The sequence below is a fragment of the Streptomyces sp. MMBL 11-1 genome (assembly GCF_028622875.1).
Lineage (GTDB): Bacteria > Actinomycetota > Actinomycetes > Streptomycetales > Streptomycetaceae > Streptomyces.
On sequence record NZ_CP117709.1, the window covers coordinates 1,090,487 to 1,116,353 of the forward strand.

A 25,867-nucleotide genomic window follows, 5' to 3' on the forward strand; every position below is an offset into this window, starting at 1 on the left:
ACCGGCAGGTGGTCGGAGGTATGTCCCATGGTCGATACCCTGGACCCATGACGTCGCACAAGACCGCCCAGACCATGAAGCCCGCCACGGCGGCGAAGAAGCTGGGTGTGTACCTCCAGGCCACCCCCGCCGAGTTCCAGGAGGGTGCCGTCTCCCGCACCGAGCTCAACGCCCTCCAGACCGACCCGCCCGCCTGGCTGGTGGAGCTGCGCCGCAGCGGCCCGCACCCCCGCCCGGTCGTCGCCGCGAAGCTCGGCGTCTCCATCGCGGGGCTCGCCCGCGGCGGGGTCACCGAGGCGCTCACCACCGAGCAGATCGACGCGCTGAAGGACGAGATGCCCGAGTGGCTCCAGAAGGAGCGCGCCACACAGGCCGAGGTGCGCAAGGAGGCCGCTCGGATCAAGGAGCGCAACGCCGAGCGGGCCGCGCAGTCCGACGATCGGCGGTAGAACGGCCGCACACGACATGCCACGGGCCCGCGGCCGGTCCGTTCCGCCGACGCGTACGTCGGTGGAACGGCCCCGCTACGGGCCCGTCTGGTTGACCGGATCGGTCAGAGAGTGCCGGACTCGGCGATGGTGACCTTGGCGCTGGTCTTGCCGCTGGGGGAGCCGAGCGCCTCGATCTTGCGGACCAGGGCCATGCTGTCGTCGTCGGCGACCTCGCCGAAGACCACGTGCTTGCCGTCCAGCCACGGGGTGAGCACCGTGGTGACGAAGAACTGCGAACCGTTGGTGTTCGGTCCGGCGTTGGCCATCGAGAGCAGGCCCACACGGTCGTGCTTGAGCTTGAAGTTCTCGTCGGCGAACTTCTCGCCGTAGATGCTCTTGCCGCCGGTGCCGTCACCGCGGGTGAAGTCGCCGCCCTGGAGCATGAAGTCGGTGATGACGCGGTGGAAGGACGAGCCGGCATAGCCGAAGCCCTTCTCGCCGGTGGCGAGCGCGCGGAAGTTCTCCGCCGTCTTGGGGACGATGTCGTCGAACAGGTTGAACGTGATCCGCCCTGCGGGCGCGTCGTCGATGGTGATGTCGAAGTAGACCTTGGTTGTCATGGTGACATCCTCACATTCCTGGGAACCACAGGTGAAACCCGGGTTGGGTCGACACACGTCGGGCGCCCTGTTCCGCCCGCCTCCCGGCGGCCCCCGCGGGCCGCTCGGGCGGGGTTCACCAGGGCCGACCCGCGCGGGACGTGGGCGAGCCGGGGGCCCATCCGGTTCATGACGTACCCGAGGGCCGTTCCGGCATCCGTGTCGGCCGGGCCGCGGGAGCCGCCCGCGCGCCACCATTGCCCACCGCACGCGGGCCGGGGCCGGGGCCGGGGCGTGGGAGCCTATCGGCCCTGAAGCCCGTCGAAGGCGGTACGGAGGCGGCGTACGCCCTCCGCGATCTCGGCCGCTCCGGAGACCGCGGCGAAGCTCAGGCGGACGTGGCCGGCCGGGGGTTCGGCGCAGAAGTAGGGGCGTCCGGGGGCGATGGCGACGGAGGCGCGCAGGGCGGCCGAGACGACGGCCGGCTCATCGGTGGCCGTTCCCGCGCCGCTGCCCGGGAGGCGGAGCCAGAGGCTGCCGCCGCCCGCCGGGAGATGCGGCAGCGTGAGTTCCGGCAGCTCGCCGCCGAGGGCGGCCGCCATGGCCGTACGGCGGTGTCTCAGCTCGGTCGCGACGGCGTTGAGGTGGCGGGCCCACGACGGGGAGCCGACGAGTTCCAGCGCGGCTTCCTGAAGTGGCCGGGGTACGAAGAAGCTGTCGACGACCTGGATGGCCCGCAGGCGCTCCAGCACCGGCCCGCGGGCGGCCAGGGCCCCGACCCGCAGGCTGGGCGAGGTGACCTTGGTCAGCGAGCAGACGTGCACGACGACGCCGTCGGGATCGTCGGCGGCCAGCGGCGCCGGAAGCGGTCCGGCGTCGTCGTGGACGAGCCTCCGGGCGAAGTCGTCCTCGACCACGAATGCCCCCGCCGCGCGGGCGATGCCCAGGATCTCGGGGCGACGGGCGGGTGCGAGGGTGGCCCCGGTGGGGTTCTGGAAGAGCGGCTGGGTGACGAAGACCCGGGCGCCGGTGGCCCGGAACGCGTCGGCGAGCAGCTCGGGGCGCACCCCGTCGGCGTCCATCGGCACGGGGACGGGGCGCAGCCCGGTGGCGCGGGCGGCGGCAAGCATCCCGGGGTAGGTGGGCGACTCCACGAGGACCGGGGCGCCGGGCGGGGCGAGCGCGCGCAGCGCGGTGGCCAGCGCGCTCTGTCCGCCCGCGGTGATCAGGACGTCGGTGCCGGAGACGGCGGGGCCGATCTCGCGGGCGAACCAGGACCGCAGTTCGGGCAGCCCGTCCGTCGGGGGGCGGCCCCAGGCACCCGGCCTGCGGCCCGCGCGGGCCAAGGCCGCGGAGAGCGCCCGCTCGGGCTGGAGGGAGGCGTGGAGGTAGCCGCCGTTGAACTCGATGACGCCGGGCGCGGGTGCGGCGAGGGTGACCAGCACCCCGGAGGCGTCCACGGTACGCGGCACCACCTCGGGCCCGCCGTCGCCGCTCAGCGACACCTCCTGCCAGGACGTGTCGCCCGGCGCGGGAAGTGCGCCACGGGGGTGCGCCCGGAAGGCGCCGGAGCCGGGGCGGGTGACGACGAGCCCCTCGGCGGCGAGCTGGGCGATGGCGCGGGAGACGGTGACGGGGCTGACCCGGAACCGTTCGACGAGTGCACGACTGGACGGCAGCTTTCCACCGGCTGAGTAGCGGTTGAGCTCGCCCCGCAGGGAAGTGACCAGTTCGGCGACGCTGCTACGCTCTTGCATGAGAGCAGAGAATAGCGCTACCCAGCCGTCATCGATAGCGGTTGCCCCGTCGGCCTCCACCTCGCAGGCCCCGGCGAGCACGCCGACGGCGGCCGAGGCACCGAATCCGGCACCGACTGCGGCTGCGGCTGCGGCTGCGGCTGCGAACGGGCCGGGAAGCAGGCCCGCGCCGGGTCCCTCCGCCGGCCGGAGCGGCACCGTGCTCGCCGGGCTCGGCGTGGTGGCGTTCTCGCTCACCTTTCCGGCCACGGCCTGGGGCCTGGAGAGTTTCGGCCCCTGGTCCCTGGTCGCCCTCCGCAGCGTGCTCGCCGCCCTGATCGCGGGCAGTGTGCTGCTGGCCGCACGCGTCCCGCTGCCCGAACGGCGGCACTGGGCCGGGCTCGCGGTCGTCGGGGGCGGGGTGGTCGTGGGCTTCCCGCTGCTGACGACGCTGGCCCTGCAGACGTCCACCACCTCGCACGCGGCCGTGGTCGTGGGCCTGCTGCCGCTGACCACGGCGGTGCTGGGGGCCCTGCGTACCGGTGAGCGGCCCTCGCGGACGTTCTGGATCGCGGCGCTCGCCGGGGCCGCCGTGGTGATCGCCTTCACCGTGCAGCAGAGCGGCGGGGCCCTCGCATCCGGCGATCTGTATCTGTTCGGCGCGCTGCTCGTGTGCGCGGCCGGGTACACCGAGGGAGGCCGGCTGGCCCGGCTGATGCCGGGATGGCACGTGATCGGCTGGGCCCTGGTCCTGTGCCTGCCGCTCGCGGTGGCGGGCAGCCTGGTGGCCCTGCCCCTCGAACCCGTGCACCTGAACGCCCAGGGCCTCCTCGGCCTGGTGTGGGTCGCCGCCGGATCGACCTTCCTCGGGCTGTACGTCTGGTACCGGGGCATGGCGGCGATCGGTGTCGCCCGGGCCAGTCAGCTCCAGCTCGCCCAGCCGCTGCTGACGCTCGTGTGGTCCTTTCTCCTGCTCGGCGAGGAGATGTCCGCCGCGGCTCCGGTCGCGGCGGTGGCCGTGCTCGTCTGTATCGCCGCCACCCAGCGGGCCGGCCGCGGCGCAGCGGGGGCCTCCGGGCGCATACGGTCATAGACTTGTCGACACGGATACCGTCTCCCCCTGTGAGGAGGTCGCTCCCGATGGAGGCACACACGGGCGACCGGCTGCTGATGCACGGCAGGACCGTGGGACAGCACGACCGGGTCGCCGAGATCATCGAAGTGCTCGGCGACGGGGGCGCTCCCCCGTACCGGCTCCGCTTCGAGGACGGCCGTGAACACCTGATGTCACCGGGCCCCGACAGCGTCGTCCAGCACAGGGAGGCGCAGGAGGACGGGCAGCGGCGGTAGGAGCACGGGGCGGGGCTCGCACACCTGGGCCCCGGCTGCCGGGCACCCCCCGCCCGCCCGGGCCGGCTCCGCCCCGGCCGCCCCCTGCTCTCCGCTGCCCGCCCGCTCCCTGCCTTCCCCGCCGAACGCCGGACCCGGGTGCTACCCCGCCGAGAGCCGGACCTGGGCCCCTGTCACCCCACCGAGGGGCGGCCTCGGTGGGGATAGGCGCGGCCCCGGTCCGGATGGAGCCGGATCCGGTCCGTGTAGTGGTCGGCCACCACGCGTCGCATCGCGCCGATCCGGTCCGCCATCACGCTCTTCCCGGAGAAGAAGACATGGCCACTCACCTCAGCGTGGTCCCGGGCGAGAGTGAGGTGGCGGGAGAGCTCCGCCGGGTCCTGCCAGGGATCCGCCTGGGCCGGGTCACCCGCCTTGTACAGCGCCTCGCCCACGTACAGGTCGACGCCCGTGCCCCGGACGGTCCGGCTCCACCAGGCGAGGACCTTCGCGTAGTCGGCGGCGGCCTGGCCTACGTACCAGTAGATCTGCGGACAGATGTAGTCGATCCATCCTTCCTTGACCCACTTACGGGTGTCGGCGTACAGGTCGTCGTACGTCTGCACGCCCGCCCGGGTGTCCGAACCCAGGGGGTCGGTCGCCGCGTTGCGCCAGACCGCGAAGGGGCTGACGCCGAAGCGGACGTGGGGCTTGATCTGCCGGATCCGCTCCCCCGTCTCGCGCACGAGCCGGTCGATGTTGTCGCGCCGCCAGGCCGCCCGGTCGGCGAAGCCGCCGCCGTACCGCTCGAACTCCGCGTCGTCGTCGAAGACCTGACCGGCCACCGGATACGGGTAGAAGTAGTCGTCCCAGTGCACGGCGTCGACGTCGTAGCGCCGCACGGCGTCCAGCATCGCGTCCTGGACGAAGCGCCGGACCTCCGGCAGCCCTGGGTTGTAGTACAGCTTCCCGCCGTACGGCACGACCCATCCCGGGTGCCGCCGGGCCGGGTGGGAGGCGATGAGACGGGTGGGGTCGGCATGGTTCGCCACCCGGTAGGGGTTGAACCAGGCGTGCAGCTCCAGACCCCGGTCGTGTGCCGCGCGCACCGCCGTGCCGAGCGGGTCCCAGCCCGGGTCCTTTCCCTGCGTCCCGGTCAGGCAGGCGGCCCACGGCTCGTGCGGCGAGGGCCACAGAGCGTCGGCGGTCGGTCTGACCTGGAACACCACGGCGTTGAGCCGCAGCTCGACCGCCCGGTCCAGATACGCGGACAGCTCGGCCTCCTGTCGCGCCGCCGTGAGCCCCGGCTTGGACGGCCAGTCGATGTTGGCGACCGTGGCGATCCACATGCCGCGCACCTGACCGGGCGCCGCCCCGGGCCGCCCGCCTCCCCCCGGCCTCCCCGTCGGGGCGGCGACCGCGTCACCGGCCGACGTCATCGCCGCCACCAGTCCGGCCGCGCCCAGCATGAACGCCCTTCTCGCCACTCCCGTTCGCCGCATCCCGGCCCACCTCTCTCCGCCACATCCCGCATCCGACCTCGATAGCTCTACGTAACCGCATCATGCCCATCCGTAGCCTCCGTGACCCGCGGAAGGCCCGCGTCGGCATCCGGAGTAACGTCGTGGGGTCGAGGCGGGCACCGGAACCACACGGGACCCTGCGATACGGAGAACAGCGAAAGGCACGAGGTGACGGACTCTATGGCCGACATTGCACGCGTCGGAGTGGTGGGCTGTGGCCAGATGGGCGCAGGTATCGCGGAGGTGTGCGCGCGCAGCGGTCTCGAAGTGAAGGTCGCCGAGACCACCGGCGAAGCGCTGGAGATCGGCCGCACCCGACTCCACAACTCCCTGTCGAAGGCCGCCGAGCGCGGCAAGATCAGCGCGGAGGAGCGGGACGAGACCCTCGGCCGTCTGAGCTTCACGACCGACCTCGGGGAGTTCGCCGACCGCGATCTCGTCATCGAGGCCGTCGTGGAGAACGAGCAGGTCAAGACCGAGATCTTCCAGGTGCTCGACCAGGTGGTGACCCGGCAGGACGCGATCCTGGCCTCCAACACCTCCTCGATCCCGCTGGTGAAGCTGGCCGTCGCCACCTCGCGCCCGGACCGGGTCATCGGCATCCACTTCTTCAACCCGGCCCCGGTGCAGAAGCTCGTCGAGCTGATCCCGGCGCTGACCACCTCGGACGAGACGATCGCACGCGCCGAGGCCGTCGTGCAGGACGTGCTCGGCAAGCACCCGATCCGCGCCCAGGACCGGTCCGGGTTCGTCGTGAACGCGCTGCTGATCCCGTACCTGCTCTCCGCGATCCGGATGTTCGAGTCGGGCATCGCCAGCCGCGAGGACATCGACAACGGCATGGAGATGGGCTGCGCCCACCCGATGGGCCCGCTCAAGCTGGCCGATCTGATCGGCCTGGACACCGTCGCCTCGGTCGCGGACTCGATGTACGCCGAGTACAAGGAGCCGCTGTACGCCGCTCCCCCGCTGCTCCAGCGCATGGTCGACGCGGGCCGGCTCGGCCGCAAGACGGGGTCGGGTTTCTACTCGTACTGACCGTCCTACCGGTGGTCCCGTCAAGTGGTCCCGTCAAACGGACTGCTCCGTACGGCAGTCGGTGGTGGCGTTGTGCTGTCGCGGCGGAAGACGCGTGGCCGGAGGAGGTCGAATCCTGCCCGGCCGGGTGTCCGGCGCATGATCCTCTTGGTGAGCCGCAGTAGCAGCAGGACGGTGGCGGACGAGACGGGTGCGGCCGGTGACCGAGTGAGCAGGGCGGCCACCCGGCCGCACGACTCGACCAGCACATCCGTCACGGTCCGGCTCCGGTTTCCGTGCACCTTCCCGGTCAGCACCCCGCACCCCTGGCAGGCGACGCGACCTCCCGGGTCGGGGCCATGACCCGGATCACCTCACCTCACCGCCATCCCGTCACCGGATGCCCGACCGGCAGCCCGGTGCGAGCAGGAAAGAGGGGCCCCGGGGTCTTTCGTCGCGGCCGGGCCCCGGGGCGGCTACGCCTTGCTGCCGGCCTCCCGCTCCCGCTCCGGCTCGGCCTCGACCGGGGTGGGCGGCGCGATCACGTCAGCCAGCTGATTCCTCAGCAGCCAATAGCCGATGGCGGCCACCGCGCCGACCACCGCGCACCCGGCCCAGAGGGCATCAGCGCCGAAGCCGTCGATGAGGAAGCCGCCGAGCAGCGGTCCCGCGAAGGTCGCGCCGGACCACGACAGCGAGTAGACGCCCTGGTAACGACCGCGAGCGGTGGGCGGCGCGAGCGCGGCGGCGAACGCCATGCTGGTGGGGTTGTGCATGATCTCGCCGAGGGTCCAGATACACACGGTCACGATGTAGACGGGGACCGCGTTGGCGAGGCCGGTGAGTCCGAAGCCGAAGCCGGTGAGCAGCGACGCCACGATCAGTACGGTGATGGGTTTGACCCGCCGCAGCCCCCAGTTCACGGGGATCTGGCAGAGGACGACCACCAGTCCGTTCACACCGATGACCACGCCGTAGTCCGCGCTGGAGAAGCCCTCCATTCCCATCGTGACGGGGAGGGAGGTGGTGTACTGCATGAGGACCATGGCGAAGAGGAAGGACAGGCCCACGACCGCCATGAACTTGGTGTCGCGGAGCACGGTGCCGAGGCCGATGGCGGGGTCTGTGGCCGAGTCGGCCGTCGCGGCGTCGCGCTTGCCCCCGGTCGCGTCGGCCACACTCTTCGGCCTGGTCTCGGGGACCTTGAAGAAGATCACGACTGCGCACACCAGCACCGATACCGCATTGCCGAGGAACAGCAGCAGATATCCGTGCTCGGCGATCAGTCCGGCCGCGGCCGATGCCACGCCGAAGCCGATGTTGACCGCCCAGTAGTTGAGCGAGAACGCGCGGACCCGGTCCTCCTCCGGCACCAGGTCGGCGATGATGGCCTGGATGCAGGGCCTCGCCGCGTTGGCGGCGACCCCGAGCACGCAGACCAGCACGGCGATGACGGCGGGCTCGCGCACGAAGCCGAGTATCGCCATCACCACCGCGGTGGCGAGCTGGGAGATCAGCAGTGTGGGGCGGCGGCCGATCCGGTCCGCCATCACACCTCCCAGCACCGCGGCAACCGCTCCGCCGGCCCCGTACAAAGCGGCGACCAGACCCGCGAAGCTCGCCGAGAGACCGCGGTCCGCAGTCAGGTAGAGCGCCATGAAGGTGGTGACGAAGCCACCGAGCCGGTTGATCAGCGTGCTCGTCCACAGCCACCAGAACTGGCTCGGCAGACCGGAAATCGCACCCTTCACGGCTCGTGACACGGATGTCGGGTTGGGCAGGGCTAACACAGGACCCCCTCGAAAGTGCTGCACAGTCACCGAGACATGTAAGCAGTGAAAACCGTCACCGTATATTACTGACCCCGTCGGCCCCCGAGACGGCGAACACGTGAAATAAGCCATCGGACATAACGGCCGTAGTCGTGATCCCCATGGCGGTGCGGGGTAGGACGGATACCCCGGGATGGGACAACCGCCCTGGACACGCCCACTTGTGACGTGCCGTCAAGGACCCGCCTGCCGCGCCGACGGCGCGCCCACCGTAGCCGTTCCAGGCCTTCGGCCGACGACCCGCCCCTCGCCGCGGCGTGCACGCGGTGCGCACATCAGACGCTGCGAAAACGAATGCCGAGAAGTCCACGACTTCCCTCTCGCACCGCACAGGTGAGAGATCAACTCGGCTCGCCGCCTCACGGTACAGACGTATATCCGCCAACGAATCGGAAGATTTGACCTAATTTTCCATGAGGTCGCTCATCTGTACGCCTGAATCAAGCCGTTCAAGCCCGTCTCAGGCCGAAAGGTGCTGCGATCGAGCGGACCCGAGTGATAGTGTCTCGCCGAGCGGTCGCAAATGTCATAGTAAACGTTTGGCCATTCGGGGGTTTTGCTATATGACTGCACCGAGCGAAATACCTCGGACTGTCAGGATCGACTATGCTGAAAATAGCTGGTACGGGCCTCACATTCCGCTCGGCAGGCGTGGCTCCGAGAAGCTTCTGCCGACGCCACGACGGTCCACGCTATTCATGGGCACCTCCGTCTCGATGAGGTCCGCGCCCGACTGATCACCACGCCGTCCCCGGCCGGACCAACGCGCATGAGCGTGAGCCCAGGGCTCCGCCTGCCGGGCCGCGGAAGACGGTGCGGAGAAGCCCGACGTCGTCGACATCGCCATCCGCCAAGCCGGGCGGCGATGACGCAGGCACGTCCGCCGCCCTGACGCCATGCCGACGGAAAACGGCCGAGGTATTGACGGGGAAGCACGGAAGGAACTCGCAGCGCGTCCCGGCATGGGCCGTCTTCGTATTCCATCCGAGCGTCGAGCATCGTTCACTCGCCGTCCGACCAAGTGTCACCCGGCCCACATAGGCCTGTTCTGATCAACAATTCGGCGGGTAGCGCACCCGGAATTCCTGGGCGGCCGGAGTTCTCGGCCAGCCGGGACGCCATCCCGGTCGTTACGGTTGCTGACGATTCTTCATGAATTTTCTGGGTCTTCGGCTGGTTGTGGGCAGCACCCATGACCGTCCGGAGAAGAGGCCGCGCAGGAAGATGAGGGGGTGGGTGCCGTGTTTGCGCACGGTGGAATGCGGGACCGGATCCGCGCGAAGCGTTGCTCGCCGGTCGGGGACCGTCAGGATCCAGAGACCTTCTGTTGCCCCTTGATCCCCGGATCGCCCTCGGCCCGGCCGGCTTCAGGCCAGGCGCCTCAGCTCCACCACCAGCGCGGCCAGTTCCTCATGCGAGGGTCGCACGGCGGCCGGAAGAAGGACGGAAGGTCAGCTTCCCTGCCCCGCGAGGCCACTTCACACCACAGCGCCACAGCTCACCGGTTATCCACAACAGCCACACTTCTGAGTCATTGGGGGATGACAATTGATTTACGATTCAATCCTGGAGACCGTGGGCCGCACGCCCGTGGTCAGACTGCGCCGTCTGAGCGCATTCGGCTCGGAAATCATCGTCAAGCTCGAATCCTTCAATCCCGGCGGAAGCATCAAGGACCGCGCGGCGATCTCGATGATCAACGGGGCGGAGCTCGACGGCCGGCTGAAGCCCCACGGCACCATCATCGAGTCGACGTCCGGGAACCTGGGCAAGTCACTTGCGCTGATCGGTGCGACGCGCGGCTACCGGGTCATCCTGGTGATCGACCCCAAGGCGCCCAGGAGCATGGTCGACTTCGCCACAGCCCTCGGTGCCCAGATCGAGTTGGTGGACACGCCCGACGAGTCGGGCGGCTACCAGTGGCCGCGTATCGAGCGGGTCCAGCGACTGCTGGCCGAGACCCCCGGCGCGTTCTGGCCGGATCAGTACAACAACCCTGACAACGTCAGGGCCCACTTCGAGCTCACCAGCCGTGAACTCCTGGACGACGTACCGGTGTTCGACGCTCTGATATCCGCGGTCAGCACCGGCGGCCACATCAGCGGGCTGTCGGCGGCGGTGAAGAAGGAGTTACCCGACGTGGTCACCGTCGGCGTGGACGCCGCAGGGTCGGCCGCGTTCGGCTACCCGTTCTCCAAGTATTCGATGCGCGGTCTCGGGCTGGCCTGGAAGCCCGGCAACCTCGACCGCTCCATGGTGGACCGGGTCCACCTGGTCGCGGACTACGAGGGCATCGCCACCATGCGCGTCCTGGCCAGGAGCGAGGGCCTCCTGGTCGGTGAGTCCGCGGGCGCAGCCGTGTTCGCCGCCGTGCACCACGCCTACCGATACCCCGGAAGTCGCATCGTCGTCATGGCTGCCGACGGCGGCGTCAACTACCTCGGTGAGTCATTCGATTCTGACTGGCTGCGGGCCAAGGGCCTCGCCGAACAGATCGAGACCGCCGGGATCACCAACCCGGAGGGGCTCATCGCGGCCGCCTCCCACCCGGCCAACGAGCAGGTGCCGACCGAGCTCGGGCTCAGGAACGTCACGCTCGCCAACGACTAGACAACCAAAGGGTTTCGGGCAAGTACATGGCAATCGTTTTTCTTGAGGCGAACTCGACAGGGACCACGTCCGACGCGATCAAGCTGGCGACCGGGCGCGGTTACCGCACCGTCTTCGTCACCATGCAGCGCGGGTTCTACGAGACGCTCCCGGACAACCCGCTGGACCTGTGCGACACGGTTCTCACCTGTGACACCTACAACGTGGCCGAGATCCTGCGCGTCCTCCGCGACGAGGACGTGGAGGCGGTCATCTCGTTCGACGACTACCACCTGGTGACAGCGGCGCTCTGCGCGATGGCACTCGGTCTTCCGCACGCCGATGTGTCCGGGCTGGTGGCGGCTCGGTACAAGGACGTCGCACGCGAGTTGACGAAGGATCTGCCCGGCGGGATCTGGACCCTGACGGTCCCCGAGGAGGAGCTCGACACCGTCGATCTCGACTCGCTCCCTTATCCGGTCATCGTCAAGCCCGTGGACGAGAGCGGCAGCGTCTCGGTGCAACTGTGCCGGACGCCCGCCGACGTCACCTCGGTCACCGAGCGCTACCGCAGCCATGTGGTGAACGTCCGGGAGTACCGGCCGGTCCGGGCCGTGCTGTTCGAGGAGTACATCGACGGCGACGAGTACAGCTGCGAGCTGTACTGGAAGGCCGGCCACGGATGGCATGTCGCCGGCCTCACCAAGAAGTTCTTGGGAGCCCCGCCGAACTTCGTCGAGCGCGGCCACATCTTTCCCGCGCCGCTTCCCGAGCAGCAGGCGAAGGAGGTCGGCGAACAGGTGGTCGGCTGGGTCGAGGCCACCGGACTGCGGTGCGGCGCGGCCCATGTGGAGCTGCGGATCAACGACAGCGGGCCGCACCTGATCGAGATCAATCCCCGGCTGCCCGGCGGCCACATCACGCAACTGGTCGCCTGGTGCACGGGGATCGACATGGTCGCCCACTACCTCGACTTCCACCTGCGCACAACGGAGCCGCAGCCGCCTTCGGCGCCGGAGTACGCCGCGGCCTCCAGCAGGTTCGTCCTGCCGGACGAGGTCGCGGCCGGCAAGACGCATGAGGACGTCTACGAGTCCTTCACCCGGCTGCCGACCTTCCGGCGCGGCAGGGTGCAGCCCGGTGCGCTGTCGTCCGACCGGACAGCGCAGACCAATTACGACCGCATCGGATACGTGCTGTTGGTGGGGCCCGACCCGGCCGCGCTCGACGCCGATCTCGACCTGCTCGCGCAGGACCTGCGCAGCTGAACCCGTACATTCCAAAGGAGAGTTGAGCCGTGGGCTACAAAGTTCTGGTGTTGATATCGCACATGCAGCAGTGGCGTCTCGACAACCAGTCGATCATCCCGAACGGACTGTTCCGGGGCGGTCACGAGGTCCACGTGGCCGATATCGAGACACTGGGCATCAAAGAGGGCACCGTGGTGTGCGACATGTTCCAGGCCGACCAGGAGTACTTCGACGGCATGCCGTTCCCCCAGGAGCGGCTTGAGCAGGCCAGCTGCGAGGACTTCGATCTGGTCTGGCTGCTCACCAGCCCGCACCCGAACCTCTTCCTGGAGACCTACCAGCTGCTCTGGGTACTCAACCAGCGGGTCACCTTCGTCAACGACGCGGCCGCGGTGCTGTTCCTGAACAGCAAGACCTGCCTGCCCGGCGGCGTGCCCCGCGATCACCTGCCGACCACCTACGTCTCGAACAGCTTCACGGAGCTGGACAAGGTGGTGACCGACGATCCCGAGACCGCGTGGATCATGAAGCCGGGCAACGAGGGCTGCGGCGCCGACATCTATTACGTCAACGCCCGCGAGAAGAACTTCCGCGCCCTGCTCCAGTCGGCGACCGGCAACGAGGTGTCGCGGTACGAGAACTACGGCCGCCAGAACATCGGCCTGTCCCGCAAGTACATCACGATGCAGGAGTACGTCCCCAACGTCGTGGAGAACGAGCAGCGCGTCCTGCTCTCCGGTGGCGTGCCGGTCTGCGGATTCCGCCGGTTCCACGGCGACGACGACCACCGGGCCAACGCCACGCTGGGCAACGGGTTCGCCGACATGGAGCTCACGCCGGAGGAGGACGCGTTCTGCCGCGAGCTGGGTGAGTCCCTGATGCGCCAGGGCATCTACTTCGCCGGCATCGACCTGGCCTTCCCCTACGTCCTGGAGCTGAACCTGGAGAACCCGGGTGCGACCAAGTGGACGTTCCTCGCGACCGGCGTCGACAAGACCCCGGAGGTCGTGGAGCACCTCCTGGCGGCTCTGGTGCGCGACGGCCGTCTGAAGGCTCTGTCGGCATGACACGCACCGGCGAGCTGTCCACGCTGCTCGCCCCGGACCTGGTGGACAGCTGGAGCGAGTACCAGGAAACCGTGGGCCCCGAGGCGGCGCGGGAGGACTCGGACGCCTTCGCCGCGGGCATCTACCGCAAGGGGTGGCCGCACATCTTCCCACCGCCGCTCTTCTCGTCCGAGTTCGTCGACGAACTCTCCCACGCCGCCCGGACCGTGGTCGGTCTGCTGCGGGCCGTCCCGGAGCGGGTGTTCGGCGGTGACTTCGCGGCCTGGATGGAGTTCCAGGGGCTCACTCGCGAGGAGTCGGAGCTGCTGACCCGGTCGCTCAACAAGCGCAACCTCCAGATGGCCAGCCGGTTCGCCCGCCCGGACTTCGTGCTCACGACCGGCGGTCCCAAGGTGGTCGAGGTCAATGTCTCGGCGCCGCTGGGCGGGATGAACACCGTTGATCCGTACGTGAAGCAGTTCCGCAGCTCCGGCTACTTCCGGCATCTCCAGGAGGCGGGCTACGACGTCTCCGCCCCCGAGATGCGGAGCATCTGGGGCGAGGCCTTCCAGTCGCTGGTGCGACCGCGGCAGTCCGACGGCCGGCCCGTGGTGTTCGAGGCGATCGCGGACAGCAACGACATCAACTCGGGCCGCCAGGCCTTCGAGAAGCTGGTCGGCTCCTTCGGGTTCGCCTACGCCAACGGCCTGGTGCAGGATCTCGACGTCCGGGCCGACGGCGTGTACTACGAGGGCCGGCGCGTCGACGTCGTGTTCACCATGTACACCTGGCTCGAGACCCGGAAGTTCGTCCCGGCCGAGATCACCATCGGACTGATGGAGGCGGACGCCGCGGGGCTGGTCGACTTCATCGCACCGCCGACCAGCGCGCTGTTCGACCACAAGGCCAATCTGGAGCTCCTGACCTCGGACTCCTTCGCGGAGTGCTTCACCGGGGCCGAGCGGGACTTCATCCGGCGGTACGTCCCCAGGACGTTCCGGGTGACCGAGGAAACGGCTCCCGAGGCCCTTGCCGACCAGAGCCGTATGGTGCTCAAGCCGGGCTCCGACTACGGCGGCCGGGGCATCGTCTTCGGGGACCGGGTGTCCGGCGAGGAGTGGTCCACGGCTATCGACGCCGCGGCGGCCGGTTCGGGCTTCATCTGCCAGCAGCGACTGGAAGAGCTGTGGACCGGCCAGGGCTTCAACGGCACCGAGTACCGCGATCACTACGTCTGTCTCGGCCCGCTGGTGTTCGCGGACAAGTACGCCGGCACCTTCGTCCGCTGGGCCGACGCGGCGAGCGGCAACGCCGTGATCAACGTGAAGCAGGGGGCGGAGTCGGGCGCGCTGCTGGCCGGCCACGCGGCAGCCGTCCGAAGGTCCTCCTGACCTCTCGCTCGACCTGGTCGACGTCCTTCGAGGGCCCGGCGTCCCGATCGTACGCCCGAGCCGTCCGTGCGTCCGCCGACAGGAGCCGGTCCCGGTCACCCCGGGGCCGGCTCCTCGGGCCGCGTACAGGACGTTCGTACGCGGCCGGGTCAGCCCAGTCTCAGGTGGTGCAGCATCAGCAGGGCCGCCGCCATGTTCGCGGCGGGCACCTCGCCCCGGGCGATCATGTCCGGGACCACCTTGAGCGGTATCCACTCGCGGCGCGAGGACTCGAAGGCGTCCCGCGGGGGCCCGGTCCAGTGCGCCTCGTCGGACCAGTACAGGTGGTGGCGGGCGTCGGTGAGGCCGTTCGACGGTTCCACGGTGAGCAGCGGGCGCAGCTCGCCGGGGCGCCAGCCGGTCTCCTCCTCCATCTCACGGGCCGCCGCCACCGCGATGTCCTCGCCGTCCTCGACGACGCCCGCGGCCAGTTCCCACCCCCAGCTGTCGGTGATGAACCGGTGCCGCCAGAGCAGCAGCACCTCGTTCGCCTCGTTGACGACGGTGGCGGCCGCGACGGGCCGCAGCCGGATGACGAAGTGGTCGAGATGACTGCCGTCGGGGAGCTGGACGTCTGCCAGATTCACCCGGAACCACGGGTTCTGATACACATTCTGTTCGCTTAAGTTCGTCCACTGCACGGTTCTGCCGCCTTTCGACATGTTGGGGTCAACATGTCAGCAGGCTCGGCTGCCAGGGGGACCGCTCGACGGGGCGTCGGCACAGCTCACAGAGGCACGCGGAGCGCCTCGTCGATGAGGGCGGTGGTCTCCACCGCGTCGGCGCAGCCGCTCGCGGCCAGCTCACGCCGGGCCTGCCGCAGCCGGTCGCGCAGCCGCTGGGACTCCATTCCCCGGGCCCTCAGCGCCATTTCGGCAGCTGTGCCGGCCGCGCGGTCGGGCTCGCCCTGGAGCAGCTCGATATGACTCAACATCGCAAGCCGGTGCACGCGCCCCCGGTCGTGCGCCGGGGCGCGCACGGCTGAGGCGGCGTGCTCCCGGGCGGCGGGCAGGTCCCCGAGGCCGAGCAGCGCCTCCGCCACCTGGACGTCGACCAGGCCCGGCTGCACGTACCCCGTCTCGTCCGGCTCCCGGCCGGTATGGATCCGGCCCGCCTGGGCCTCGGCCCGCCCGATGCAGGCCCGGGCGCTCGCCGCGTCGCCGAGCTGTGCGTACGCCTTGGCCTGCATGGCGTGCAGATCGGCGGCGAGGGCGGGGGTGATGTGCCCGCCGGCGGCCCGCAGCGCGGCCTCGGCGAAGGCGATGGAGCGGCGGTGGTCGCCGAGGAACAGCGACTGGGTGACCAGGAGGGCGATCACATAGCCGCCGAGACCCCGGTCGCCGCTGGACTTGGCGAGCCGCAGCGCCTGGTGGAAGTAGCGCTGGGCGAGCCCGTGGGCGTCGGAGTCGTAGGCGCAGATGCCCGCCACCGCCACCAGTCCCGCCGTCGCCCGGTGCAGGCCCCGGCCCAGGGCGTCGCTGTAGCCGCCGCGCAGCAGCGGCGCGGCCTCCGCGTTGAGGAAGCGGACGATCCGGGGCCTGGTCGCGACGCCGCCCGTCTTGCGGTACATCTGCTCGTAGTGGTCGCGGGCCGACTTGAGCATCGCTATGTCGGCCGCGCTGACCCGGCACGGCCCCGGTCGCGAGACGTCGGCGTCCTCCGGGGGGTTCTCCCACTCCCAGACCGGCATCACCGCCGGGGTGCCGGTGACGGCGGGCACGGTGGCCAGGTGCGGGCGCCGCTGTTCGTCGGAGCGCCACAGCGCGGTGGCCCGCTCGACGAACCCGGAGAGGGAGGCGCCCTCGGCGCAGGCCTCCGTCCCCGACGCGGCGGAGGCACCCATACCGACGTCGTCGAGCCCGACGGGCCGCCCCAGCCGGCCGGCCAGCACCTCGCAGATCAGGTCGGGCACCTGCCCCCGCGGGCGCTGGCCCTTGAGCCAGCGGGCGACCGCCGTGTGTTCGTACCGCAGGCTCAGTCCACGGGTCAGACCCGCCCGGTTGACGTGGCCGGCGAGGCCCGCACGGGACACACCGGCCTCCTCGATCAGGGCTTCGAGCAGGACATTGGGCTCCATCGTCCCCCCAGGTGGGTGTCGCGACGAGCCTAGTGGAGCAGGATTCACACGGGGTGTGAACGGAATGCCCGAACCCTCCCGCTGTGCGCTCTGCCGCGCCGGTCCCGGGCTCGGTTGAATGAACTCCCTCGCAAGAGGCGGCCCGGGTCGTCGGCTCCCCCTCGTAACGGCCCACGACCCGCACCCGCGCCGTCCGCGCTGCTGACCTGCCCGACATTCCGAGGCAGCGCGGACGGCGCCCGGACCACACGGCCCACTGACCGACGACGAAGGAGGGTGGCTGCGGAACGAAGGCCGGAGCCGCGTTCCTCCCGGTTCCGGCCCCCGGTCCGGCGTGTGGTCCCTCCGCCCCCCGGCGGGATGGAGAAGGGGCGTATCCGGTGGCCGGATACGCCCCTTCTCCTCGCTGTCGCAGGCGTTACGCGCCTCGCAGCACCGCGCCCGTGCGCTCGGCGGCCAGGGCCACCGCGCTGTCGCGTGCGGCCGTGGCCTCCTCGACGGTCAGGGTGCGGTCGGCGGCGCGGAAGCGCAGAGCGTACGCCAGGGACTTGTTGCCCCCGCCGATCTGCTCGCCGGTGAAGACGTCGAACAGCCGCAGGGATTCGAGGAGTTCACCCGCGCCCTCGCGCAGTGCCCGCTCCACGTCGGCGGCCGGGACGTCCCCGGCGACGACGAGCGCGACGTCCTGGGTCGCCACCGGGAAGGTGGAGATCCGGGGCGCCTGGAGCGCTCCGTCGACGGCCCGCTCCAGGACGTCCAGCTCGACCTCGGCGGCACAGGTCCGCTCGGGCAGGTGGAGCGCCTTGATCACGCGCGGGTGCAGTTCGCCCGCGTGTCCGAAGAGGGTCTCCTCGCCGTCCACGGTGACGTACAGCGCGGCGCAGCGGCCCGGGTGCCACGGGGCGTGCTGGTCGGCGCGGACGATGACCTCGACGCCTGCCTCAGCGGCGATGGAGCGGGCGGCCTCGACGGCGTCCGCCCAGGTCGCCGGGGTGCCCTTGCCCCACCAGCCGGACTGCTCGCGGGCGCCCTCGAGGACGACGGCGGCGCGGCGCGGCTGACGCGGCAGGGCCGCGTCGAGAGAGGCGATCTCCTCGTCGGTCGGGCGGCGGTCGACCGGCAGCCGGACCGCCCGCGTCTCCTGGCCCGTCGGCCTGAAGACCAGGCCGGTCTCGAAGAGCGCCAGGTCGTGGCTGCCGCGGCCGTCGTTGCGCCGCAGGGCGCCGAGGAGGCCCGGCAGCAGCGTGGTGCGCAGCGCCGGCTCCTCGTCGGAGATCGGGTTGACGAGCTTGACCGTGCGGCGGCGGGCGTCGTCCGCCTCCAGGCCGAGCTGGTCCAGGACCGCGTCGCCGATGAACGGGTAGCTCAGCGCCTCGACGTACCCGGCTCCGGCCAGCACCCGGCCGATGCGGCGGTGCAGCCGCTGGCGGTCGGTGAGACCGCGGCCGGAGGGGGGCGTCGGCAGGGTGGAGGGCAGGTTCTCGTAGCCCTCCAGCCGGATGACCTCTTCGGCGAGGTCGTTCGGCTCGTTCAGGTCGGGCCGCCAGGACGGGACGGTGACGATCAGCTCGTCCTGCCCGTAGACGTCGCAGCCGACCTCCTGGAGGCGGCGGACGACGGTCTCGCGGCCGTACTCCACACCGGCGACCTTGTCCGGGTGGTTCGCCGGCATCGCGATGGTGCGCGGCGCCGACGGGGCGGTGATCTCGGTGACCCCGGCCTCGGCGGTGCCGCCCGCGAGCAGGACCAGCAGGTCCACCGTGCGCTGCGCGGCAGCGGCGGCGGCCTGCGGGTCGACGCCGCGCTCGAAGCGCTTGGACGCCTCGGAGGACAGCTTGTGGCGGCGCGCGGTGCGGGCGATCGAGATCGCGTCGAAGTGCGCGGCCTCGATGACGACCTCGGTGGTCAGCGCGTGCTCGCCGTCCGCGTCGGCGATCTCCGTGTTGGCGCCGCCCATGACGCCCGCGAGACCGATGGGCCCGCGGTCGTCGGTGATGACGAGGTCCTCGGCGTCCAGCACGCGCACGGTGCCGTCCAGCGTGGTGAGCTTCTCGCCCTGCGCGGCGCGGCGCACACCGATCGGGCCCTCGACCCGGGTGCGGTCGTAGGCGTGCAGGGGCTGGCCCAGCTCCAGCATCACGTAGTTGGTGATGTCGACGGCCAGCGAGATGGGCCGCATCCCGGCCTTCTGGAGGCGACGCCGCATCCAGATCGGGGAGCGGGCCTCCGGCTGGAGACCGGTGACGGTACGCGCGGTGAAACGGTCGCAGCGCGACGGGTCGGAGATCTTGACCGGGTAGCCGTACGCGTTCGGCGCGGGCACGTCCAGGAGCGCCGGGTCGCGCAGCGGCAGCCCGTACGCGATGGCGGTCTCACGGGCGACGCCACGCATCGAGAGGCAGTAGCCGCGGTCCGGGGTGACGGCGATGTCGAGGACCTCGTCGATGAGCTGGAGCAGCTCGATCGCGTCGGTGCCGACCTCGTGCTCCGGCGGCAGCACGATGATGCCGTGCGTTCCGTCGTCGCCCATGCCGAGCTCGTCGGTGGAGCAGATCATCCCGTGCGAGGTCTTGCCGTACGTCTTGCGGGCGGCGATCGCGAAGTCGCCGGGCAGGACCGCGCCCGGGAGGACCACGACGACCTTGTCGCCGACCGAGAAGTTACGGGCGCCGCAGACGATCTCCTGCGGTTCGCCGGTGCCGTTGGCCGTGCCGACGTCGACCGTGCAGAAGCGGATGGGCTTCTTGAAGCCCTCCAGCTCCTCGATGGTCAGGACCTGTCCGACGACCAGGGGGCCCTTCAGGCCCGCGCCGATCTGCTCGACGGTCTCGACCTCCAGCCCGACGGAGACGAGCTTGGCCTGTACGTCACGGCCGGTCTCCGTCGCCGGCAGGTCGACGTACTCCCGCAGCCAGGAAAGCGGGACGCGCATCAGATCTCCATCCCGAACGGCCGGGTGAACCGGACGTCACCCTCGACCATGTCTCGCATGTCTTCGACGTTGTGGCGGAACATCAGCATCCGTTCGATGCCGAACCCGAAGGCGAATCCGCTGTACTTCTGGGGGTCGACGCCGCAGGCGGTGAGCACCTTGGGGTTGACCATGCCGCAGCCGCCGAGCTCGATCCAGCCCTCGCTGCCGCAGGTGCGGCAGGGGCGGTCCGGGTTGCCGACGGACTCACCGCGGCAGACGTAGCAGACCATGTCCATCTCGGCGGACGGCTCGGTGAACGGGAAGAAGTTCGGCCGCAGCCGGGTCTTCATGTCCGGTCCGAAGAGCGCCTGGACCATGTGGTCGAGGGTGCCCTTGAGGTCGGCCATGGTGAGGCCCTCGTCGACGGCGAGCAGCTCGATCTGGTGGAAGACCGGGGTGTGCGTGGCGTCCAGCTCGTCGGTGCGGTAGACCCGGCCGGGGCAGACCACGTAGACGGGGGGCTTGCGCTCCAGGAGCGAGCGGGCCTGGACCGGGGAGGTGTGCGTACGCAGCACGACGCCGGACTCGTCGCCCTCGGTGACCTTGCCGTCGGGCGTGGTGCCCTGGACGAAGAAGGTGTCCTGCATCTGGCGGGCGGGGTGGTCGGGCACGAAGTTCAGGGCGTCGAAGTTGAACCACTCCGCCTCGGCCTCGGGGCCCTCGGCGATCTCGTAGCCCATGGCCACGAAGACGTCCGCGACGCGCTCCATGAGGGTCGTCAGGGGGTGGCGGGCGCCGGCCGGGGTGCGGTCGTAGGGCAGCGTGACGTCCACGGCCTCCTCGACGAGCACCCGGGCGTCGCGCTCGGCCTCCAGCTCGGCCTGGCGGGCCGCGAGCGCCTTGGAGACGGCTCCGCGGGCCTGGCCCACGCGCTTGCCCGCCTCGGCCTTGGCCTGCGGGGGCAGGGCGCCGATCTCGCGGTTGGCGAGGGACAGCGGCGAGGTACCTCCGGTGTGCGCGGTCTTCGCCTGGGCGAGCGCGTCGAGGTCACCGGCGGCGGCGAAGGCGGCGAACGCCTCGTCCCGCAGGCGCTCGATCTCTTCCGGTTTCAGTGCCTCGACCTCGACTGGGTCGTACGACTTGTTCGGTGCCGACATCTCTTCCCGTGCTTCCGATTGGCTGGTGGCGCGACCCGGCTGGAGACCGCTGGACGCAAAGGTGCCAAAGGTCGAGTCTACGGGCCGCAGGACGGTCGGGGCGCCCGTGGGCCGCTCACACCAGGTAGGCGGGCATGCTCACGGGCAGAATAAATCGGAACTCGGCTCCCCCGCCGGGCCCCCGGTCGACGGTGATGGTGCCGCCGTGGGCCTCGACGATGCCCTTGACGATGTAGAGGCCCAGGCCCGTGCCGCCGCGCTTGCTGCCCCGCCAGAAGCGGGTGAAGACGCGGCTCATCGACTCCTCGGGGATGCCGGGGCCTTCGTCGCTCACGGTGACAGCCGTTCCCATCTCGTCGCACGCTCCCGGCGCGGGTGCCGGTGCGATATCGATGGTGACGGTTCCCTCGCCGTGGCGCACCGCGTTTTCCAGGAGGTTGCCGAGGACCTGGTCGACCTTGTCGGGGTCGGCCCACAGGTCGGGCAGGGGCCCCCGGGCCCGGACCCGGAAGCGGTCGGGAGTCTGGCCGCCCGCGATGAGGGCCTGGATGTGGCGGGCGACGGCGGCGGTGATGTCGACGGGCTGGCGGCGCAGCTCCAGGCGGCCGGAGTCGATGCGGGAGATGTCGAGGAGCTCGGCGATGAGCCGGGTGACCCGGCCGGCGTCCGCGTCGACGGTCTCCAGCATCAGCCGCTTCTGATCGTCGGTGAACCTCTCCCACTTGGCGAGCAGGGTGGCGGTGAACCCCTTGACCGAGGTCAGCGGGGAGCGCAGCTCGTGGGCGACGGTGGCGATCAGCTCGGCGTGGCTGCGTTCGGTACGCCGGCGGGCCTCGGTCCCGCGCAGCGAGACGACGACCCGGCACACCGGCCCGGTCGGCCGCTCGCGTACGTAACGGGCGGCGACCAGCACCTCACGGCCGCCGGGCAGCAGCAGGTTGCGCTCGGGCTGGCCGTTGCGGGTGGCGAGACCGCCGTACGGGTCGGTCAGGGCCCACCAGCGCTTTCCCTTGAGGTCCTCCAGCGGGAGGGCGGCCTCCAGGGGGCGGCCGATCGCGTCGGCACGGGGGGTGGCGGTGATGCGGGCGGCGGCCGCGTTGAAGCAGACGACGTGCCCACGCTCGTCGGCGACGACGAGACCGTCGGGAAGATCGTCCGGGTCGATACCTGTGCCGAGGCCGTCCGGACCGTCCGGCTTCTCTTCCGCGCGCGGTGCGGTGGTGTGCGCCGGTCCCGGCGAGCTCATGCCGACAGCCATCTTCCCGTATCCCCACCTCTCGAACCGGTGCAGTGGGCCCCCGAGTTCGTCACCCTACTAGGCGGTGGCGAACCGGCGACACCCTGTGGGGGCGCGGAGAGGAGTGCGCCGGTGGGAGGGGCTCGCGAATGGCCGGGATCGTGTGGTGACGGACCGTCGGAGCGGTGCTCCGTCAGCGGGCCCCGGGGGCTCGCCGGGGGCGCTGCGCGCGGGCGGAGGCGTACAGGCAGACGGCGGCGGCGGTCGCGAGGTTGAGGCTCTCCGCCCTGCCGTGGATGGGGACGCGGACGACGGCGTCGGCGAGCGCGCGGGTCTCCTCGGGGAGCCCCCAGGCCTCGTTGCCGAAGACCCACGCGGTGGGGCCGCCCATGGTGCCCGCGTCCAGTTCGTCGTCCAGGTCGTCGGCACCGGCCCCGTCGGCGGCGAGGATGCGCACCCCGGTGTCCCGGAGTCCCCGCACGGCCTGTTCGACGGGGACGCCGACGGCGACGGGCAGGTGGTAGAGCGAACCCGCCGAGGCCCGTACGGACTTGGGGTTGTAGAGGTCGACCGACGCGTCGGTCAGGATCACCGCGTCCGCGCCCGCCGCGTCGGCGCAGCGCAGTACCGTTCCGGCGTTCCCGGGGTCCCGTACGTTGGCCAGAACGGCCACCAGTGCGGGCTTCGCGGCGAGGATCTCCTGGAACGGCGTGTCCAGGAAGCGGCAGACGCCGATGAGGCCCTGCGGGGTGACGGTCTGCGAGACGTCGGCGAGGACGTCGGCGTCGGCCAGGTGCACCCGGGCGCCCGCGGTGTGGGCGGCCTCGACGATGTCGGCGTACCGGTCGGCGGCCTCGGGGGTGGCGAACAGCTCGATGAGGGTCGGCTCGCCGTCGCCGCCCCGGTGGGCGGCCGCCTCGCGCACGGCCTGGGGCCCCTCGGCGATGAACCTGCGCTCCTTGCCGCGGAAGTTGCGGCGGGCCAGCCGGCGGGCGGCGGCGACCCGGGGGGAACGCGGGGAGATCAGTTCGGGGGTGCCCATGGTCGGCGGCGAGCCTCTCTGCGTACGGCTGTGGTGGTGTGCGGTGGCGTCGGCGGGGGGCCCGACGGCGGGTCAACGCACCGGACCCGCAGGCGGCGTGCGCCTGCGGGTCCGGTTCGCGTACCTGGAAGGGGGTGCCTGGACTGGCGCCTCCCGTTTGGGACGTGCCGGGCTCGCAGACCCCGGCATGTCCCGAACGGAAGACCCTAGGCGGCCTTCGGGGCGTTGACGTCGCTCGGGAGGGCCTTCTGAGCGACCTCGACGAGGGCGGCGAACGCGTTGGCGTCGTTGACCGCGAGCTCGGCCAGGATCTTGCGGTCCACCTCGATGTTGGCGGCCTTCAGACCCTGGATGAGGCGGTTGTACGTCATGCCGTTCTGGCGGGCAGCGGCGTTGATGCGCTGGATCCACAGCTGACGGAAGTCGCCCTTGCGCTTCTTGCGGTCGTTGTAGTTGTAGACCAGGGAGTGGGTGACCTGCTCCTTGGCCTTGCGGTACAGGCGCGAGCGCTGCCCGCGGTAGCCCTTGGCCGCCTCGAGGATTGCCCGGCGCTTCTTGTGGGCGTTGACTGCCCGCTTGACGCGTGCCACTTGTTAACTCCTTGTAGCGGGGCCGTGGGTGTCGTCACACGGCCCGGAAACGAATTGGTCCCGGTGTGATCGAGGTCGTGCCTCCGGGGCGAGCCGGAGGCCGAGCCTCACTTGCCGAGAAGCTTCTTGATCTTCTTGGCGTCGGCCGGAGCCACGACGACCGTGCCGGTCAGCGAGCGGGTCTTCTTGGACGACTTGTGCTCGAGCAGGTGGCGCTTGCCGGCCCTCTCGCGGAGCACCTTGCCGGAGCCGGTGATCTTGAAGCGCTTGCTGGCACCGCTGTGCGTCTTGTTCTTCGGCATCGCGCCGTTCTCTCCTCGTCAGTGGCGCCCCTCACGGTGCGGGGCACCGGACTGCAGGGGCGTCAGATCTCTATGGGATTCCGGGGGGACCCGGGGGCCGCCTGGATGGCGGCCCCTGAGGTCACGACTCGGAAGGTGTCTCGGCCGGAGCCTCGACTGCTTCGGCCGGAGCCTCGGCGGTGTCGCCCTCGGACGGTGCGTCGGTCGTGCCCTGACGCTCGGCCTTGCGGGCGGCCTGGGCCTCACGGGCCTCGGCCATGGCTTCGGTCTTCTTCTTGTGCGGGCCCAGAACCATGATCATGTTCCGGCCGTCCTGCTTCGGGTTGGACTCGATGAAGCCCAGGTCCTCCACGTCCGAAGCGAGACGCTGGAGCAGTCGGAAGCCCAGCTCGGGGCGGGACTGCTCGCGACCACGGAACATGATCGTGATCTTGACCTTGTCGCCCTGCTTGAGGAACCGGACGACGTGACCCTTCTTGGTGTCATAGTCGTGCGGGTCGATCTTCGGCCGGAGCTTCATCTCCTTGATGACCGTGTGCGCCTGGTTCTTGCGCGCCTCACGGGCCTTCATGGCCGACTCGTACTTGAACTTCCCGTAGTCCATGAGCTTGCACACGGGCGGACGGGCTGTCGCCGCCACCTCGACCAGGTCGAGGTCATACTCCTGTGCGAGTTCCAGGGCCTTGGCAAGCGGAACAATCCCGACCTGCTCGCCGCTGGGACCGACAAGTCGGACCTCGGGAACGCGAATCCGGTCGTTGATGCGGGGCTCGGCGCTGATGGATCCTCCTCGGTAGCACCACGCGGCCGCCTGGCGGACAGCCGCGTAACGTCTTATAACGTCAAGACCAACCGAGCCGGAAGCGCAAAAATGCCCCGGACGGGACACAGGCGAGGCTCCAGGAACTACCGGAGCACCGCCGCGTTCAACCGCGGGGCGCATCGGACGGCTCCATCGTCCGTACGGAACGATGGGGACCGTCTGACCGGTGACCCGCCGTCCGGTGAGGACGGTCAGGTGGGAGATCGGAGCCTCCACTTGTGGGCCGGGCACATAGATGTCCGGCCGGTCGTTACACAAGGTTAGCAGCCCGGCCCCGGGTGCGCTAATCCCGCGTCTCCCCCGATGGCACCCTTTGCCTGCCCCCCGCAGTGTCGCCTCCGCGTCCGCGTCCGCCTCCATGTCCGTGCCCGTGCCCGTGTCCATGTCCGTGCCCATGTGCGTCCCGGTGCCCCGAAGCGGCTCCCGCGCGCGGGAGGGCGGTGGCCTGCCCTTATCGTGTGGGCATGAGTGACGCGACCCCCAGCAGTGAGAACCCCGGCTTCGACGCCATGGCCCGCGACATCGCGGAGGTCCCCGCGGTCGAGGTGATCGTGACGGTCGCCGTCAACCTGATGAGCGCAGCAGCCGTGAAGCTCGGCCTCACCGAGGAGGGCGAGGAGCACAAGGACCTCGACGAGGCCCGCAAACTGGTCCAGGCGCTGGCCGGACTGCTCGACGCGAGCGCCACGGAGATCAGCACCTTCCACGCCTCGCCGCTGCGCGACGGTCTGAAGTCCCTCCAGCTCGCTTTCCGCGAGGCCTCGCTGGTGCCGGACGAGCCCGGCCACGGCCCCGGCGAGAAGTACACCGGCCCGGTCTACGGCTAGCCGCCGCCTCCTTCCCGGTACGCCACGAAGCCCGCCGTCCCCCTGTGGGGCGGCGGGCTTCCGCGTGGGGCGGCTGGCTTCCGCGTGGGTGCGGGCCGGCCGGATGCCTCGGGCCC

22 protein-coding genes are annotated in these 25,867 nt (G+C 70.6%); 9 read left to right on the forward strand and 13 right to left on the reverse strand.

Features of this window, described 5'->3' with window-relative positions; translation table 11 throughout:
• Positions 1 to 47: 47 nt before the first annotated feature.
• Positions 48 to 449, forward strand: a complete 402-nt coding sequence (locus tag PSQ21_RS04545) for a DUF5997 family protein (RefSeq protein WP_274029114.1) — start codon at positions 48 to 50, stop codon at positions 447 to 449.
• Between the two features lie 104 nt (positions 450 to 553).
• Here PSQ21_RS04545 and PSQ21_RS04550 read toward each other — a convergent pair whose 3' ends face one another.
• A complete protein-coding gene (locus tag PSQ21_RS04550; protein ID WP_274029115.1) occupies positions 554 to 1,051 on the reverse strand; it encodes a peptidylprolyl isomerase in 498 nt (165 codons plus the stop codon).
• Between the two features lie 281 nt (positions 1,052 to 1,332).
• The gene (locus PSQ21_RS04560; protein WP_274029116.1) at positions 1,333 to 2,787 is read right to left on the reverse strand and encodes an aminotransferase-like domain-containing protein; all 1,455 of its coding nucleotides are present in this window, start codon (positions 2,785 to 2,787) and stop codon (positions 1,333 to 1,335) included.
• Here PSQ21_RS04560 and PSQ21_RS04565 point away from each other — a divergent pair.
• Positions 2,786 to 3,859: a DMT family transporter gene (locus tag PSQ21_RS04565; RefSeq protein WP_337961665.1), complete on the forward strand. Its 1,074-nt coding sequence runs from the start codon at positions 2,786 to 2,788 to the stop codon at positions 3,857 to 3,859. The genes PSQ21_RS04560 and PSQ21_RS04565 overlap by 2 nt on opposite strands.
• 47 nt (positions 3,860 to 3,906) lie before the next feature.
• Positions 3,907 to 4,116, forward strand: coding sequence for a DUF1918 domain-containing protein (locus PSQ21_RS04570; protein WP_274029118.1), 210 nt, complete (start codon positions 3,907 to 3,909; stop codon positions 4,114 to 4,116).
• 173 nt (positions 4,117 to 4,289) lie between these two features.
• Here the strand turns inward: PSQ21_RS04570 and PSQ21_RS04575 are convergent, their stop codons facing one another.
• Positions 4,290 to 5,597: a glycoside hydrolase family 10 protein gene (locus PSQ21_RS04575; protein WP_443334371.1), complete on the reverse strand. Its 1,308-nt coding sequence runs from the start codon at positions 5,595 to 5,597 to the stop codon at positions 4,290 to 4,292.
• Between the two features lie 201 nt (positions 5,598 to 5,798).
• Between PSQ21_RS04575 and PSQ21_RS04580 the strand changes: the two genes are divergently transcribed.
• Entirely contained in the window at positions 5,799 to 6,656 is an 858-nt protein-coding gene (locus PSQ21_RS04580; RefSeq protein WP_274029119.1) for a 3-hydroxybutyryl-CoA dehydrogenase, read from the forward strand.
• A 455-nt stretch (positions 6,657 to 7,111) separates the two neighbouring features.
• Here the strand turns inward: PSQ21_RS04580 and PSQ21_RS04585 are convergent, their stop codons facing one another.
• Entirely contained in the window at positions 7,112 to 8,398 is a 1,287-nt protein-coding gene (locus PSQ21_RS04585) for an MDR family MFS transporter (protein WP_274029120.1), read from the reverse strand.
• A gap of 1,617 nt (positions 8,399 to 10,015) precedes the next feature.
• Between PSQ21_RS04585 and PSQ21_RS04590 the strand changes: the two genes are divergently transcribed.
• From PSQ21_RS04590 to PSQ21_RS04605, 4 genes are read left to right on the forward strand one after another with little or no spacing between them, the layout of a single operon-like run.
• Positions 10,016 to 11,077, forward strand: a complete 1,062-nt coding sequence (locus PSQ21_RS04590; protein WP_274029121.1) for a PLP-dependent cysteine synthase family protein — start codon at positions 10,016 to 10,018, stop codon at positions 11,075 to 11,077.
• 26 nt (positions 11,078 to 11,103) lie between these two features.
• Positions 11,104 to 12,324 (forward strand): ATP-grasp domain-containing protein, encoded by a 1,221-nt coding sequence (locus PSQ21_RS04595; RefSeq protein WP_274029122.1) that lies wholly within the window; start codon positions 11,104 to 11,106, stop codon positions 12,322 to 12,324.
• 29 nt (positions 12,325 to 12,353) lie between these two features.
• Positions 12,354 to 13,373 (forward strand): ATP-grasp domain-containing protein, encoded by a 1,020-nt coding sequence (locus PSQ21_RS04600; protein WP_274029123.1) that lies wholly within the window; start codon positions 12,354 to 12,356, stop codon positions 13,371 to 13,373.
• Positions 13,370 to 14,743, forward strand: a complete 1,374-nt coding sequence (locus tag PSQ21_RS04605; RefSeq protein WP_274029124.1) for a hypothetical protein — start codon at positions 13,370 to 13,372, stop codon at positions 14,741 to 14,743. The genes PSQ21_RS04600 and PSQ21_RS04605 overlap by 4 nt, the downstream gene beginning before the upstream one ends.
• Before the next feature lie 149 nt (positions 14,744 to 14,892).
• Here PSQ21_RS04605 and PSQ21_RS04610 read toward each other — a convergent pair whose 3' ends face one another.
• From PSQ21_RS04610 to infC, 9 genes are all read right to left on the reverse strand, one after another.
• Positions 14,893 to 15,423: an NUDIX hydrolase gene (locus PSQ21_RS04610; RefSeq protein WP_274029125.1), complete on the reverse strand. Its 531-nt coding sequence runs from the start codon at positions 15,421 to 15,423 to the stop codon at positions 14,893 to 14,895.
• Positions 15,424 to 15,509: 86 nt separating this feature from the next.
• The gene (locus tag PSQ21_RS04615) at positions 15,510 to 16,859 is read right to left on the reverse strand and encodes a transcriptional regulator (protein WP_274029126.1); all 1,350 of its coding nucleotides are present in this window, start codon (positions 16,857 to 16,859) and stop codon (positions 15,510 to 15,512) included.
• A gap of 418 nt (positions 16,860 to 17,277) precedes the next feature.
• Positions 17,278 to 19,791 carry a phenylalanine--tRNA ligase subunit beta gene (pheT, locus tag PSQ21_RS04620; RefSeq protein ID WP_274029127.1) on the reverse strand — a complete coding sequence of 838 codons (2,514 nt, stop codon included), beginning with the start codon at positions 19,789 to 19,791 and terminating at the stop codon, positions 17,278 to 17,280.
• Complete coding sequence (pheS, locus tag PSQ21_RS04625) at positions 19,791 to 20,930, reverse strand: phenylalanine--tRNA ligase subunit alpha (RefSeq protein WP_274029129.1); 1,140 nt, start codon at positions 20,928 to 20,930, stop codon at positions 19,791 to 19,793. Before pheS ends, pheT begins: the two co-directional genes overlap by 1 nt.
• Positions 20,931 to 21,045: 115 nt before the next feature.
• Positions 21,046 to 22,188, reverse strand: coding sequence for a sensor histidine kinase (locus PSQ21_RS04630; RefSeq protein WP_274029130.1), 1,143 nt, complete (start codon positions 22,186 to 22,188; stop codon positions 21,046 to 21,048).
• Positions 22,189 to 22,360: 172 nt separating this feature from the next.
• Positions 22,361 to 23,209, reverse strand: coding sequence for a TrmH family RNA methyltransferase (locus PSQ21_RS04635; protein WP_274029131.1), 849 nt, complete (start codon positions 23,207 to 23,209; stop codon positions 22,361 to 22,363).
• A 206-nt stretch (positions 23,210 to 23,415) separates the two neighbouring features.
• On the reverse strand, positions 23,416 to 23,799 hold the full coding sequence (rplT, locus tag PSQ21_RS04640; RefSeq protein WP_007457565.1) for a 50S ribosomal protein L20: 384 nt from the start codon (positions 23,797 to 23,799) through the stop codon (positions 23,416 to 23,418).
• A gap of 107 nt (positions 23,800 to 23,906) precedes the next feature.
• Positions 23,907 to 24,101, reverse strand: a complete 195-nt coding sequence (gene rpmI, locus PSQ21_RS04645) for a 50S ribosomal protein L35 (protein ID WP_003970213.1) — start codon at positions 24,099 to 24,101, stop codon at positions 23,907 to 23,909.
• A 121-nt stretch (positions 24,102 to 24,222) separates the two neighbouring features.
• On the reverse strand, positions 24,223 to 24,939 hold the full coding sequence (gene infC, locus PSQ21_RS04650) for a translation initiation factor IF-3 (protein ID WP_274035640.1): 717 nt from the start codon (positions 24,937 to 24,939) through the stop codon (positions 24,223 to 24,225).
• Positions 24,940 to 25,388: 449 nt separating this feature from the next.
• Between infC and PSQ21_RS04655 the strand changes: the two genes are divergently transcribed.
• Entirely contained in the window at positions 25,389 to 25,751 is a 363-nt protein-coding gene (locus PSQ21_RS04655) for a DUF1844 domain-containing protein (RefSeq protein WP_097870855.1), read from the forward strand.
• The last annotated feature ends 116 nt before the right edge of the window (positions 25,752 to 25,867 follow it).